This window comes from Streptomyces sp. NPDC127097, from assembly GCF_042724075.1.
Classification (GTDB): Bacteria; Actinomycetota; Actinomycetes; order Streptomycetales; family Streptomycetaceae; genus Streptomyces.
Genome location: NZ_JBHXFI010000103.1, coordinates 1 through 14463 on the forward strand (window position 1 = coordinate 1; position 14463 = coordinate 14463).

Genomic DNA, 14463 nt, shown 5'->3' on the forward strand with positions numbered 1-14463 from the left:
CACCCGCTACGACAAACGAGCCACCCACTACCAGGCCATGGTCACCCTCGCCTGCCTACAACTCTGGCTCCCATGACTTTGCGGACACCCCCTAGTCCTTCGACAGCCGCCGGGCGTCCGGCTCCTCGCCGTGGCGGGCCTCCGGGACCCCGGTCGGGGCCGGCGCGGTGCTGATCCGCGGCAGCGCGTAGGCGTGCTCGGTCCGCAGCCACTCCAGCATCCGCTCACGGACCTCGCAGCGCACCGTCCAGAGGGTGTCCGCGTCCCGCGCGGTGACCAGCGCCCGTACCACGATCGTGGACGGGGTGGTGTCGGTGACCACCAGGCTCCAGGCCCGGCCGTCCCAGTCCGGGCACTCCTGGAGGGTTTCGAGCAGCCGCTGGCGCATCTTCTCCACCGGCGCGCTGTGGTCGAGGTGGAAGAAGACCGTGCCGGTCATCTGCGCCCCGCCGCGCGACCAGTTCTCGAACGGCTTGCCGGTGAAGTACGACACCGGCATGGTGATCCGGCGCTCGTCCCAGGTCCGTACGGTCAGCGAGGTCAGGGTGATCTCCTCGACGGTGCCCCACTCGCCGTCCACGACGACGGTGTCCCCGATGCGCACCATGTCACCGAAGGCGATCTGGAGCCCCGCGAAGAGGTTGCCGAGGGTGGACTGGGCGGCTATACCGGCGACGATGCCGAGCAGGCCGGCGGACGCCAGCATGGACGTGCCGACCGCCCGCATCGCCGGGAACGTCAGCAGCATCGAGGCGGCCGCGACGACGATCACCACGGCCGTCACCACCCGCTGGATCAGCGTCACCTGGGTGCGCACCCGCCGTACCCGCGCCGCGTCCCGGCCGCTCGCCGCATAGCGGGAGTACGAGGACTCGACGATCGCCGCCGCGGCCCGGACCACCAGCCAGGCGGTGGCCGCGATCAGGACCAGGGTCAACGCCTGGCCGACGCCCGCCTCGTGGTCCGCGGCGACCTTCAGCCCCGCCTCGTCGAACGAGCCGCGCAGCAGCGCGGTGCACAGGGCCACCCGCAGCGGTATCCGGCAGCGGCGCAGCAGCCCCCACAAGGGGGTCTCGGGATGGGCGGCGTCGATCCGGCGCAGACCGCGGTCGGTGAGCCAGACCAGGACGAGCGTGAGCAGGACCGCGCCGCCGATGACGGCGACGGGACGCAGGACGTCCTCCAATGACACGGAACTCCTCCTCCGTGGGGTGCGAGGGGCTGTGGTGTGCGGGTACCCGGTCCCCACGACGGTAACTGGCAGGATGGGGCGAGAACGATCCAACTCCAGGGAAGTGGTGTCAGTGCCGGCCTCGACCGAGTCCTCGACCAGCGGGCTTTCGACGATTGTCCTGTTTCATTCGGTATGCGGGCTGCGTCCCGCGGTGCACGCCGCGGCGGACCGGCTGCGGGCCGCGGGACACGAGGTGATCGTCCCCGATCTGTTCGACGGCCGGACCGCGGATTCGGTACCGGACGGCATCGTCATCAAGGACGGGATCGGCAAGGAGGAGCTGCTCAAGCGGGCCATCACGGCCGTGGCGCCGTACTCCGACCGCGGGCTGGTCTACGCGGGCTTCTCCTTCGGCGGCTCGGTCGCCCAGAACCTCGCGCTGGGCGACGAGAAGACCCGCGGGCTGCTCCTGCTGCACGGCACCTCGGACATCGCGGAGGACACCACCGCCGACGATCTGCCGGTGCAGCTGCACGTCGCCGACCCCGACCCGTACGAGCCGCACGACTGGCTGAACGCCTGGTATCTCCAGATGCGCCGGGCCGGCGCGGACGTGGAGGTCTTCCGCTACGCCGGCGCCGGCCACCTGTTCACCGATCCCGAGCTGCCCGACTACGACGCGGAGGCCGCGGAGCGCACCTGGAAGGTGGCGCTGGGCTTCCTCGCCGGGCTGTGAACCGGGCGGCCGGCGCCGCGCGGGACCTGCGCCGTCAGCCGACCGGCTGGTCCGCCCGCTCCATCTGCTGGGTGCCGGACCGGGTGCGGTACGAGCGCAGCAGCTCGCTGGTGGCCTGCGGGTCGGTCCGGTCGGAGACCCCGAAGTAGTCCATCTGCGTCCGCTCGGCGCTGACGTCCAGGACCCCATAGCCGTGGGAGTCCATGTCCAGCCACTTCACATGCCGGTTGGCGGCCTTGAGGGCGGCGACCCCGGCCAGCGAGATCGTGTGCGGGGCGACGTGCAGGAAGTCGTCCACGTTGTCGGAGGTGACGGAGGTGACCACGAACTCCGTCGCCACCGCGCGGTCGGCGGGGTAGGTCGCCGCCTGGAGCGGCACCTCGTTGGCCCAGGCCATGTGGATGTCGCCGGTCAGGAACACGGTGTTGTCGATACCGCGGTCGCTGAGGTGGCTCAGCAGCTCGCGCCGGTCATCGGTGTAGCCGTCCCACTGGTCGGTGTTGATCGCCAGGCCCTCCTTGGGTATCCCGAGGATGTCGGCGAGCGGGCCGAGCAGCTTCGCGGGGACGGCGCCGAAGGCGACCTGCGAGATCATCACCGAGGTGCCGACCAGCCGCCAGGCGGTGTCCGAGCGCTCCAGGCCGGCCTTGAGCCAGTCCAGCTGGGCCCGCCCGGTGAGCGTACGGCTCGGGTCGTCGACCGCGCCGCTGCCCGGCTTGGCCTGCTCGTCGCGGAACGACCGCAGATCCAGCAGATGCAGATCGGCGAGGGTGCCGAAGCGCAGCCTGCGGTAGGTGGTGCCGGCCGTCGAGGGGCGCACCGGCATCCACTCGAAGTACGCCTGCTTCGCGGCGGCCATCCGCGCGGACCAGGGGCCCTCGCTGTCCGGCGTGTGGTTCGTCGCGCCGCCCTTCCAGGCGTTGTCGGCGAACTCGTGGTCGTCCCACATGGCGATGACCGGGTGCGTGGCGTGCATGGCCAGCGCGTCCGGGTCGGTCTTGTGGACGCCGTGCCGGATGCGGTAGTCGGCGAGCGTCAGCAGCTCATGGGCGGGGGAGTGCGGGCGGACGACGTACTTGAACTCCGGGTACTCGCCGGACTTGTACTCGTAGAGGTAGTCCCCGAGGTGCAGCACCGCGTCCAGGTCGGCGCGGGCGGCCAGGTGCCGGTACGGGGAGAAGTAGCCGGACTCCCAGTTGGCGCAGGAGACCACGCCGAAGCGGACGTTGCCGGCCGCGGAGTCATGGGCCGGGGCGGTGCGGGTCCGGCCGACGGGGGAGTGCTGCCCGCCGGCGGTGAAGCGGTAGTAGTAGTGGGTGGCCGGCTTCAGGCCGCGGACGTCCGCCTTGACGGTGTGGTCGGCGGCGGCCGAGGCGGTCAGGCTTCCCCGGGCGACGACGGTGGCGAATTCCTTGTCGGTCGCCACCTGCCAGCTCACCTTGGTGGCCGGCCCCCGGCCGGATCCGGGGGTGGCCGCCGGGGTCGGCGTGACGCGGGTCCACAGCAGGACGCCGTCCGGGAGCGGGTCACCGGAGGCGACTCCGTGCTGGAAGAACGCGTCCTGGCCGGTGGCCTCTTGGGCGTGCGCCGTGGTGGCGCCGGCAAACGGCAGAAGTGCGGCGGTGGCGGCTACGGCCGTAACGGCAGTGCGGCGCGAGATCTGGTCATGATCGGTCACGGCCGCTCACCCTACTGGCCGGTAAGCGGCGCCGGGAGGGCGAATTCACCGGAAGTTCCAGAATTCGCGCCGGAACCCCGAGAATTCGCCCACCCGTTGTCCGAAAGGCACTCAGCGGGAGGCCGTGGGGTCCTTTTCGCCCTCGCGGATACCCTTCTGGCCCTCATCGCCCTTGCTGTCACCCTTGCCCGGGTCCGGCTTCCCGGAGCCCTTCGCCGGGCCGAACTCCTTGTCGATCATCTTCTTGAAGTTGGCCTGGGCGAGCTGGTTGTACTGCGCCTGCGTCATCTGCTGCTGCGGCACCTGGGGGATCGTCAGCTTCTTGTCGCCGTGCATGAAGGTGGGCGTTTGCCTGACGCCCTTACGGCCGAACAGCGCGGTCATGTCCATCACCCAGCGGTCGTAGGTGCCCTGCTTGACCGCCGTCTCGAACTCCTTGTTGTTCTTCAGCTCCGGCACCGTGGCGGCGACCTTGAGCAGTTCGGCGTCCTTGCTGTAGCTGTCCACCTGCTCCTCGGGGTGGAACTTGGTGGAGTACAGCGCCGTCTTGTACTTCAGGAACGCCTCCGGGCTGACGTTCAGCGCCGCGCCGAGCGCGCTCAGCGCGTTCTTCGAGCCCTCGCCGCCGGCCGGGGTGTCGTCGATGAAGGTGTACATCGAGAAGCGGACCCGGTAGCGGCCGTCCTTGATGTCCTTCAGCAGCGCCTCGCCGCTGCTCTGCTCGAAGGACGCGCACGCCGGGCAGCGGACGTCCTCGAAGACCTCCAGGGTCTCCTTGGCGTTCTTGTCACCTATCAGGATCTCGGTGCCGTTCTTGCCCTGGGTGTGGGCGGGCGCGACGGGCTTGGCCTCCTTGGCGGCCTCCCAGCCGGTGGGCTCGTTGGCCTTCATCACCATGTAGCCGATGCCGCCGGCCACGGCCAGGACACCGACCACGGCCCCGGCCACGAAGAGCTGACGGCGCAGCTTCTCCTTCTTCCGCTGGCGCTCGCGCTCGGCCCGGATGCGCTCGCGGGCGGCGGCCTTGTTGGCCTGGGTGTTGCGGTTGCTCATGGGGGGTTCCGTCCCTCAAGGGTGGGGTTGCTGCTGTGGACTGGTCAGACGGCGGCCGCGGCGGGCGGGCCGCGGCGCAGGACGCAGTGCACCAGGACGGGGAGCGGGCGGGCGGCCGGCGGAGGCGGCGGGCGCAGGCGCCGGCGGGGCGGCGGGAACGCGGTGGTGACCACCGCGACCGCGGTCCGCAGCGGGCGGAAGGCGCCGGCCGCGGCGGCGCACAGCAGGGCGTCCAGGGCGGCGTCACCGCGGTGCAGCCAGCCGGCGGCGAGCAGGCCGACGGCGACATGGGCGGCGAGCAGCAGCCACGGGGCGGCGGCCGGCACCGGCGGCAGCGACGTGCCGGTATGGGCGGCGAGGCGGGCGAGCGGAGTGCCCAACTCGCCGCCCGCGCACAGCAGATCGACGCCGACCGAGCGCAGCGGGCCGGTGACCGGGCCGCCGGCCCCGCCGTAACAGGTGTGCTGTCCGGCGGTGAAGACGGTGTCGGCGGTCAGCTCCAGGGGCACCAGCAGGGCGGCGATCCGGCCGTAGCCGCGCTCCCGTCCGGTCAGTGCGTAGGCCGCGGCGAAGACACCGGCGCAGATGGCGGCGACCGACGCGGGCGGCAACGGGGCGTGGGAGAGCAGGACATGGGAGGTCGCGGACAGGGTGGTGCACAGCAGGGTGAACAACGCCGCCCGTACCGCCCGGAGCTGGACCCCCGGCGCGGCCGCCGGCCGGGTCCCGGGACGCCCTCCCGTCGCCTGCACGTTCGGGAGTCTGCCATGTGCACGGCACCGGCACGGGTCAAGATTTGGCATCGGCCGGCGCGCACGGAGCGCGCCGGCCGGGGAGCCGGGGGACCGGCCGGGGGGACCGGCCCTCGCCTACGTCACTTCTTCAGGGCCTTGTCCACCGCGGAGTTGAAGGCGGCCACGCTGGACGGTGCCGACGTGCCCTGCGGGGTCTTCGTGCCCAGCACCGTGCCGTTGAGCTTGATCGTCGGGGTGCTCTTGACGTCCTTGACGGAGTCGAACGCCTTCGACACACCCAGCGCCCAGCGGTCGTACGTACCGGACTTGACGGCCTTCTGGAAGGCGGCGTTCCCCTTCAGTGCCGGGACGGTGTCGGCGACCTTGATCAGGTAGTTGTCGTCGGCGAACTTGTCCGGCCCGGTCTCGTCCGGGTGGAACTCCTTCGAGTACAGCGCGTACTTGTACTTCAGAAAGGCGTCCGGGCTGACGTTCAGGGAGGCGCCCAGCGCGCTGAGCGCGTTCTTGGAGCCGGTGCCCTGGAGGTTGTTGTCGAGGAACGTGCCCAGGTGGTACGACGCCTTGTACTTGCCGTCCTGGATGTCCTTCTCGACGGTGGCGCCGGCGGTCTGCTCGAAGGCGGCGCAGCCGGGGCAGCGCGGGTCCTCGAAGAGCTCCAGGGTGTTCTTGGCGTCCTTCTTGCCGACGATGATCGTGGTGCCGTTGGCGCCGCTGGTGTTGGCGGGCTTGACCAGCGGGCCGTTCGCCGCGTCGTCGCCCGAGCCGGCCACGGCCACCGCGATGCCGCCGGCTATCGCCAGGACACCGACGATCGCACCGCCGACGGTCAGCTGCCGGCGGAGCCGGTCCTTCTTCGCCTGCCGCTCGCGCTCGGCGCGCAGCCGCTCGCGGGCTGCCTGCTTGTTGGCCTGGTTGTTGCGATTGCTCATGACTGTTCCTGCTCCGTGTGAATCCGTGGGACGGGGGTGGGTGCGGTCTGCCTACGCGGCGAGCGCGCAGGGCGGCCCACGGCGGACGACACAGTGCACGAGCAGGGGGACGGTGCGGGCGGGAGACCCGGACCGTACGGGAGCGGGCGCCGGGCGGCGCGGGGCGGTGGTGGCGCCGATGACCGCGACGGCGAGCAGCAGCGGACGGAAGGCGAAGCCGGCCACCGCGCCCAGCAGCCGGCCCAGCGCGGCCTCACCGCGGCGCAGCCAGCCCGCGGCCAGCAGCCCGACCAGCAGATGCGCCGCCAGCAGGACGAGCCAGCTGCTCGCCGGCCCGGCCTGGTCCTCGGGCAGCCGCGTCAGCGGTGCGCCGACCGGGCCGCCGCCGCACAGCAGATCCACACCGAGCGAGCGCAGCGGGCCGGCGACCGGGCCGCCGGCTGCCCCGTAACAGGTGTGCTGACCGAGGCTGAAGACCAGATCGGCGGCGAGCTCCAGCGGGACCAGCAGCGCCGCGATGCGCCAGTAGCCGCGCTCCCGGCCGGCCAGCGCGTAGGCGAGGGCGAATACGGGAGTGGCGATCGCGGCGACGGTGGTCAGCGGCAGCGGCATACGGGACAGCAGCACATGGGACGCCGCGGACAGCGAGACGCACAGCGCCGTGAAGAGCGCCGCGCGCAGGGCCCGCAGGTGAGGTGCCGAAATGTCCATCGCAGCCGAGTGTGCCATGACCAGGGATAAGGGGTGCTTAAGGGGGCCCGAAGCCGTACGCACCGGGCTATGCGGTGCGTACGGGGCGATTCGGGCCCGTGCTCCCTACAGGTCGGGGACCCGGCCGTCGCGGAAGAGGTCCACGAAGGTCGCAGCCGGCGGCTGATCGGTATCCACTCCGTCTCGACGAGCCGAAGTCCCATTCGGGAGCCGTGGAAATCGAAACCCACCTGGCGCTTTGGTGAAGCGGTCGCAGTTCCTCCGGAAAAAGGAAAAAGGGCGACCAGATATCCGGCGAACCGTTACGCGAGACCGAAACTAGCAGATCTTGACCGACCCGGACTCCTTGGTCAAGTCCTGTGAGTAAATCCAGCCCGTGGCGTCGTCCTCTGTGCGCCCGTACACCCAGAGGTTTCCGTGCTTGTTGTAGACGCCGCACCATGCATAAAAGGTGGTGCCGCGTGCCACGGACCTGATCTGCCTGCACGACGCGGACGGACCATTGAGCATGTCCCCGACCACGACCTTGTGTACGGCGTCAGAGCTGTTGTGTCCGACGCTCCCGCATCCGTAGCCGGCGGCGCCGGCCGGCGTTGCCCCGCCTATCGTGAAGCCCCCCAGTGCTGCCGTTGTGGCGGCAACCGACACAAGCGCCTTCTTGAGTTTCATCTTTCCTCCCCTGTTCCTTCGCTTATCGGAACGGGGGGATGCTATCCCATTCTGAGGGTGCCGGCGAAGGATTTAATGGAATGCCCGATTCCATTTGGAGTGATGGTTGTGCCCCTGAGGCACATTCAAAGGACCGCCGTGTTCGCTATTCGCCAATAGCGCCCTGTCGCTGTTTGAGCCGACGGTTTTTCCGCAATGTTTGCGATGCGGCTGTCCGGTCGCCCGAGGGCAGGTGAGGTGCAGCGCGGTGAGCAGGGCCGCGCTGCACGGCGGCTACCGAACGTGCCCTGGCGACGCTGCCCGGCGGCGCATGGTGACGGGGCGGCTCACCGTAGCCCTGAAATCCGCCCGTTCCGGAACAGGTCCACGAAGATCTGGTGGTCGGCGCGGGCGCGGGCCCCGTAGGAGTGCGCGAAGTCGACCAGGACCGCCGCGAAGCCCTCCTCGTCGGCCGCGATGGCCGCGTCGATGGCGCGCTCCGTGGAGAACGGGACCAGGGAGTGGCCGCTCTCGTCGTCCGCGGCGGCGTGCATGGTCGCGGTGGCCCGGCCCAGGTCGGCGACCACGGCCGCGATCTCCTCCGGGTCGTCGATGTCGGACCAGTCCAGGTCGACCGCGTACGGCGAGATCTCGGCGACCAGCTGGCCGGCGCCGTCGAGCTCGGTCCAGCCCAGCCACGGGTCGGCGTGGTCCTGGAGGGCGCGCTGCGAGATCACCGTGCGGTGGCCCTCGTGCTGGAAGTAGCCGCGGACCGCGGGGTCGGTGACGTGCCGGGAGACGGCCGGGGTCTGCGCCTGCTTCATGTAGATCACGACATCGTTCTCCAGGGCGTCGCTGTTGCCCTCCAGGAGGATGTTGTACGAGGGCAGCCCGGCCGAGCCGATGCCGATGCCGCGGCGGCCCACCACGTCCTTGACGCGGTAGGAGTCCGGGCGGTCCAGGCTCGACTCCGGCAGCGTCTCCAGATAGCCGTCGAAGGCGGCGAGGACCTTGTAGCGGGTCGCCGCGTCCAGCTCGACGCTGCCGCCGCCCGCCGCGAACCGCCGCTCGAAGTCGCGGATCTCGGTCATCGAGTCCAGCAGCCCGAACCGGGTCAGCGAGCGGGCGTCGCGCAGCGCGTCCAGCAGCGGGCCCTCGGCGGTGTCCAGCGTGAAGGGCGGCAGCTCGTCCTTGTCGGAGCTCTTCGTCCCGGAGGCCAGTGCGTGGATGCGCTCCCGGTAGGCGGCCGCGTAGGTGCGCACCAGGTCGGTGATCTGCTCGTCGCTGAGCGCCTTGGCGTAGCCGATCAGCGCGACCGAGGCGGCGAACCGCTTCAGGTCCCAGGTGAACGGGCCGACGTACGCCTCGTCGAAGTCGTTGACGTTGAAGATCAGCCGACCTGTGGCGTCCATGTACGTGCCGAAATTCTCGGCGTGCAGATCGCCGTGGATCCACACCCGGGCGGTCCGCTCGTCCAGATACGGGCCGCTGTCCTTGCCGCCGTCCTGGGCGGCGAACGCCTCCATGTCCCGGTAGAACAGGCAGGCCGTGCCGCGGTAGAAGGCGAACGCGGAGGCGGCCATCTTCCGGAATTTGACGCGGAAGGCCGCGGGGTCGGCGGCGAGCAGCTCTCCGAAGGCGGTGTCGAAAACGGCGAGGATCTCCTCGCCGCGCTGCGCGGCGTCCTGCGCCGGGGCGTGCTGGGACGGCATCGCTGGGTGCCTCCTGAGGTGCGGAACGGTACGGGATCCGTGGCGGATCCCCCGGCGGTGGCCGGGGGAGGATCTGCCACTGACAACGCGCGAGGCTACTCGGCGGTGCCCGTCGATTGTCACCGGGGAGCCGTAGACTTCGAGACCACCATCCGCCCTCCCGGCCCTGCCGGGCAGGTGCCCCCGCCGACCGTTTTCCCGGAGGTCCTCCGCCGTGGCAGCCTCGTCCAGGCCCCCCTTCACGCACCTGCATGTCCACACCCAGTACTCACTGCTGGACGGTGCGGCGCGGCTGTCGGACATGTTCAAGGCGTGCAACGAGATGGGCATGACGCATATCGCCATGTCCGACCACGGCAACCTCCACGGCGCCTACGACTTCTTCCACTCGGCGCAGAAGGCCGGGGTGACGCCGATCATCGGCATCGAGGCATATGTGGCCCCGGAGTCGCGGCGCAACAAGCGCAAGATCCAGTGGGGCCAGCCGCACCAGAAGCGCGATGACGTCTCCGGTTCCGGTGGTTACACCCACAAGACGATCTGGGCGGCCAACAAGACCGGTCTGCACAACCTCTTCCGGCTGTCCTCGGACGCGTACGCCGAGGGCTGGCTGACGAAGTGGCCGCGGATGGACAAGGAGACCATCGCCCAGTGGTCCGAGGGCCTGATCGCGTCCACCGGCTGCCCCTCCGGTGAGCTCCAGACCCGGCTGCGGCTCGGCCAGTTCGACGAGGCGCTGAAGTCCGCGTCCGAATACCAGGACATCTTCGGCAAGGACCGGTATTTCCTGGAGCTGATGGACCACGGCATCGAGATCGAACGCCGGGTCCGCGACGGCCTCCTGGAGATCGGCAAGAAGCTCGGCATCCCCCCGCTGGTCACCAACGACTCGCACTACACCTACGCCCACGAGTCCGCCGCGCACGACGCCCTGCTCTGCATCCAGACCGGCAAGAACCTCTCCGACCCGGACCGCTTCCGCTTCGACGGCACCGGCTACTACCTCAAGTCCACGGACGAGATGTACGCCATCGACTCCTCGGACGCCTGGCAGGAGGGCTGCGCCAACACCTTCCTGGTGGCCGAGCAGATCGACACCAGCGGGATGTTCGAGAAGCGCGACCTGATGCCGAAGTTCGACATCCCGGAGGGCTTCACCGAGGTCACCTGGTTCCAGGAGGAGGTCCGGGCCGGCATGCAGCGCCGCTACCCGGACGGGGTCCCCGAGGACCGGCAGAAGCAGGCCGAGTACGAGATGGACATCATCATCCAGATGGGGTTCCCCGGCTACTTCCTCGTCGTCGCCGACTTCATCATGTGGGCCAAGAACAACGGCATCGCGGTGGGCCCCGGCCGTGGCTCCGCGGCCGGCTCGATCGTGGCGTACGCGATGGGCATCACCGACCTCGACCCGATCACGCACGGACTGATCTTCGAGCGGTTCCTCAACCCCGAGCGCGTCTCCATGCCCGATGTCGACATCGACTTCGACGAGCGCAGGCGCGTGGAAGTCATCCGGTATGTCACGGAAAAGTACGGCGCCGACAAGGTCGCCATGATCGGCACCTACGGCAAGATCAAGGCCAAGAACGCCATCAAGGACTCGGCCCGCGTGCTGGGTTACCCGTACGCCATGGGCGACCGCCTCACCAAGGCCATGCCCGCCGACGTCCTCGGCAAGGGCATCGACCTCAGCGGCATCACCGACCCCCAGCACCCGCGCTACAGCGAGGCGGGCGAGATCCGGGGGATGTACGAGAACGAACCGGACGTGAAGAAGGTCATCGACACCGCCAAGGGCGTCGAGGGCCTGGTCCGGCAGATGGGTGTGCACGCGGCCGGCGTGATCATGTCCAGCGAGCCCATCGTCGACCACGCCCCGGTCTGGGTCCGGCACACCGACAACGTCACCATCACGCAGTGGGACTACCCCCAGTGCGAGTCGCTCGGCCTGCTGAAGATGGACTTCCTGGGCCTGCGCAACCTCACCATCATGGACGACGCCGTCAAGATGGTGAAGAAGAACAAGGGCGTCGAGCTGGAGATGCTCTCCATCCCGCTGGACGACCCCAAGACCTACGAGATGCTCTGCCGCGGTGACACGCTCGGCGTCTTCCAGTTCGACGGCGGCCCGATGCGCTCGCTGCTGCGGCTGATGAAGCCCGACAACTTCGAGGACATTTCCGCCGTCTCGGCCCTGTACCGCCCGGGCCCGATGGGCATGGACTCGCACACCAACTACGCGCTGCGCAAGAACGGCCTCCAGGAGATCACCCCGATCCACCCGGAGCTGGAGGAGCCGCTCAAGGAGGTCCTGGGCCTCACCTACGGCCTGATCGTCTACCAGGAGCAGGTGCAGAAGGCCGCCCAGATCATCGCCGGGTACTCCCTCGGTGAGGCCGACATCCTCCGCCGCGTCATGGGCAAGAAGAAGCCCGAGGAGCTGGCGAAGAACTTCGTGCTCTTCCAGGAGGGCGCCCGCAAGAACGGCTTCTCCGACCAGGCCATCCAGGCGCTGTGGGACGTCCTGGTCCCGTTCGCCGGCTACGCCTTCAACAAGGCGCACTCCTCCGCGTACGGCCTGGTGACCTACTGGACCGCCTACCTCAAGGCCAATTACCCCGCCGAATACATGTCCGCGCTGCTGACCTCCGTGCGCGACGACAAGGACAAGTCGGCGGTCTATCTGAACGAGTGCCGGCGCATGGGCATCAAGGTGCTGCCGCCCAACGTCAACGAGTCCGAGGCCAACTTCGCCGCCCAGGGCGACGATGTGATCCTCTTCGGCCTCACCGCGGTCCGTAACGTCGGCCAGAACGTCGTCGATTCGATCATCCGCTGCCGCAAGGCGAAGGGGAAGTACTCCTCCTTCCCGGACTACCTCGACAAGGTCGACGCGGTCGTCTGCAACAAGCGCACCACCGAATCACTGATCAAGGCCGGCGCCTTCGACGAGATGGGCCACACCCGCAAGGGGCTGATGGCCCACTACGAGCCGATGATCGACAACGTGGTCCAGGTCAAGCGCAAGGAGGCCGAGGGGCAGTTCGACCTCTTCGGCGGCATGGGCGACGACAGCACCGACGAGGGGCCGGGCTTCGGGCTGGACGTCGAGTTCTCGGACGTGGAGTGGGACAAGACCTATCTCCTCGCCCAGGAGCGCGAGATGCTCGGTCTCTACGTCTCCGACCATCCGCTCTTCGGCCTGGAGCATGTGCTGTCCGACAAGGCGGACGCCGCCATCGCCCAGCTGACCGGCGGCGACTACTCGGACGGCTCGATCGTCACCATCGGCGGCATCATCTCCGGCCTCCAGCGCAAGATGACCAAACAGGGCAACGCCTGGGCCATCGCCACCGTCGAGGACCTGGCCGGCTCCATCGACTGCATGTTCTTCCCGGCCACCTACCAGCTGGTGTCCACCCAACTCGTCGAGGACACCGTGGTCTTCGTCAAGGGCCGCCTCGACAAGCGGGAGGACATCCCCCGGCTGGTCGCCATGGAGATGATGGTCCCCGACCTCTCGGAGGCCGGCACCAACGCCCCGGTGACGATCACCATTCCGACGGTCAAGGTCACTCCGCCGATGGTCGAGAAGCTCGGCGAGGTGCTCAACAGCCACCGTGGCTCCACGGAGGTGCGGATCAAGCTGCTGGGGGCGCGCAAGACCACCGTGCTCCGGCTGGACCGGCACCGGGTCACGCCCGACCCGTCGCTGTTCGGTGATCTGAAGGTGCTGCTCGGCCCGTCCTGTCTGGCGGGCTGAGCGGCCGGCTCCCGCCGGTACCCCGAGGGGCGCGCCCGTTATGGACGCGCCCCTCAACTTCCCTGTGGCGAAGGTCAGTTGTGACCGAAGCGCCGCTGGTGCTTACGTGCCACATCCGCCGGGCTGCCCTGCGCCTGCGACCGCGCCTGGGACTGTGCCTCCAGGCTCGCCTTCTGGGCCTCCTGCTGGCCGCGCTCGGCCGCGGACGCCTTCTGCTGACTGCGGTCCTGCTTCTTGTCCTTGGCCATGATCTTTGCCTCCTGAGGGGGGAATCCGGGATCTGGGCCGGAACCAGACTGACATGGCGGACAGACGGCTGCATTTCGGGTAATTACCGTGCGTTATATGGTTGATCACGCACCGTGTGCGACGCCCCCGCTGAATCCGCCACGCCGATGATCGAGTTCGGGCAGATAACGCCCGTACGGTCGGGCAGACTCGAAGCAAAGCCGAAGAGCACTCGAGCCATGGGCCGAGCCGGGGGGCGACCGGACTTTCAGCACCTCAGGGAAGAGGGTGGAACGTGGATCGCTGCGTCGTCCTGGTGGACGCCGGGTATTTGCTCGGAGCCGCCGCCAGTCTGCTCGCCGGAGAGCCCGCCCGTTCCAGGATCACCGTCGACCATGCCGCCCTCATCCAGGGGCTGCGCCAGCGCGCCGAGGCGGAGACCGAACGCCCGCTGCTGCGCATCTACTGGTTCGACGGCGCCCCCGACCGCGTCCCGCAGCCCGAGCACCGCAGGCTGCGGGTGATGCCCCGGGTGACCGTCCGGCTGGGTGCCCTGACCCGCAGCGACGGCCGCTGGGCGCAGAAAGGCGTGGACGCCGCCATGCACGCCGAACTGACCGAACTCGCCCGTAACCGCGCCTGCTCCGACATCGTGCTGGTCACCGGCGACGGCGATCTGCTGCCCGGACTGATGTCGGCGAAGGAGCACGGCGTCGCCGTCCACCTGTGGGCCGTGCAGGCCGCGGACGGTGACTACAACCAGTCCGAGGACCTGGTCGCCGAGGCCGATGAGCGGCGGGTGCTGGACCGGACCTGGATCACCCGCGCGGTCCGCGCCAAGGAACTCGGCGGCCCCTGCGCCCCGCCGCCGGTACCCCGCCCCGAGATCGCCGCGATCCTCTCCGCGCCGCTGCCCGAGTCGGCGCTCGCCGCCTCCCAGGAGCGGGCCGCCGAGGCCGCGCGCAACGGTGCGCCGCCCGCGCCCACCGACAACGGCGCCGCGGCCCCTCCCGCCCCGGCCGCCTCCTCCAAGGGCGTCCCCACGCCCAAGGACCTCGCGAGCCTGCGGGCCC

Annotated in this window: 12 protein-coding genes; 3 read left to right on the plus strand and 9 right to left on the minus strand. The window is 69.6% G+C overall.

The features are described from left to right. Positions 1-91 precede the first annotated feature (91 nt). Complete coding sequence (locus ACFWJW_RS37040) at positions 92-1186, minus strand: mechanosensitive ion channel family protein (protein ID WP_387249666.1); 1095 nt, start codon at positions 1184-1186, stop codon at positions 92-94. Between the two features lie 118 nt (positions 1187-1304). Between ACFWJW_RS37040 and ACFWJW_RS37045 the strand changes: the two genes are divergently transcribed. After that, positions 1305-1910: a dienelactone hydrolase family protein gene (locus tag ACFWJW_RS37045; RefSeq protein WP_387249641.1), complete on the plus strand. Its 606-nt coding sequence runs from the start codon at positions 1305-1307 to the stop codon at positions 1908-1910. 34 nt (positions 1911-1944) lie between these two features. Here the strand turns inward: ACFWJW_RS37045 and ACFWJW_RS37050 are convergent, their stop codons facing one another. From ACFWJW_RS37050 to ACFWJW_RS37080, 7 genes are all read right to left on the minus strand, one after another. Next, positions 1945-3588, minus strand: a complete 1644-nt coding sequence (locus tag ACFWJW_RS37050; protein WP_387249644.1) for an alkaline phosphatase D family protein — start codon at positions 3586-3588, stop codon at positions 1945-1947. A 111-nt stretch (positions 3589-3699) separates the two neighbouring features. Beyond that, positions 3700-4641 (minus strand): thioredoxin domain-containing protein, encoded by a 942-nt coding sequence (locus ACFWJW_RS37055; RefSeq protein ID WP_387249646.1) that lies wholly within the window; start codon positions 4639-4641, stop codon positions 3700-3702. A 44-nt stretch (positions 4642-4685) separates the two neighbouring features. After that, a complete protein-coding gene (locus tag ACFWJW_RS37060) occupies positions 4686-5393 on the minus strand; it encodes a hypothetical protein (protein WP_387249648.1) in 708 nt (235 codons plus the stop codon). 122 nt (positions 5394-5515) lie between these two features. After that, on the minus strand, positions 5516-6325 hold the full coding sequence (locus ACFWJW_RS37065) for a thioredoxin domain-containing protein (protein ID WP_387249651.1): 810 nt from the start codon (positions 6323-6325) through the stop codon (positions 5516-5518). Positions 6326-6376: 51 nt separating this feature from the next. Next, positions 6377-7036, minus strand: coding sequence for a hypothetical protein (locus ACFWJW_RS37070; protein ID WP_387249653.1), 660 nt, complete (start codon positions 7034-7036; stop codon positions 6377-6379). A 318-nt stretch (positions 7037-7354) separates the two neighbouring features. Next, complete coding sequence (locus ACFWJW_RS37075) at positions 7355-7705, minus strand: hypothetical protein (RefSeq protein WP_387249655.1); 351 nt, start codon at positions 7703-7705, stop codon at positions 7355-7357. Positions 7706-8031: 326 nt separating this feature from the next. Beyond that, positions 8032-9396 carry a DUF2252 domain-containing protein gene (locus ACFWJW_RS37080; protein ID WP_387249658.1) on the minus strand — a complete coding sequence of 455 codons (1365 nt, stop codon included), beginning with the start codon at positions 9394-9396 and terminating at the stop codon, positions 8032-8034. 214 nt (positions 9397-9610) lie between these two features. Here ACFWJW_RS37080 and dnaE point away from each other — a divergent pair, with 214 nt between their 5' ends. Then, the gene (gene dnaE / locus ACFWJW_RS37085) at positions 9611-13162 is read left to right on the plus strand and encodes a DNA polymerase III subunit alpha (RefSeq protein ID WP_387249660.1); all 3552 of its coding nucleotides are present in this window, start codon (positions 9611-9613) and stop codon (positions 13160-13162) included. A 74-nt stretch (positions 13163-13236) separates the two neighbouring features. Here dnaE and ACFWJW_RS37090 read toward each other — a convergent pair whose 3' ends face one another. Further along, a complete protein-coding gene (locus ACFWJW_RS37090) occupies positions 13237-13410 on the minus strand; it encodes a hypothetical protein (protein ID WP_362601611.1) in 174 nt (57 codons plus the stop codon). A gap of 275 nt (positions 13411-13685) precedes the next feature. On the opposite strand from ACFWJW_RS37090, the gene ACFWJW_RS37095 reads away from it, so the two are divergent. After that, positions 13686-14463: NYN domain-containing protein (locus ACFWJW_RS37095; protein WP_387249663.1), on the plus strand; the 778-nt coding region annotated here is incomplete at its 3' end.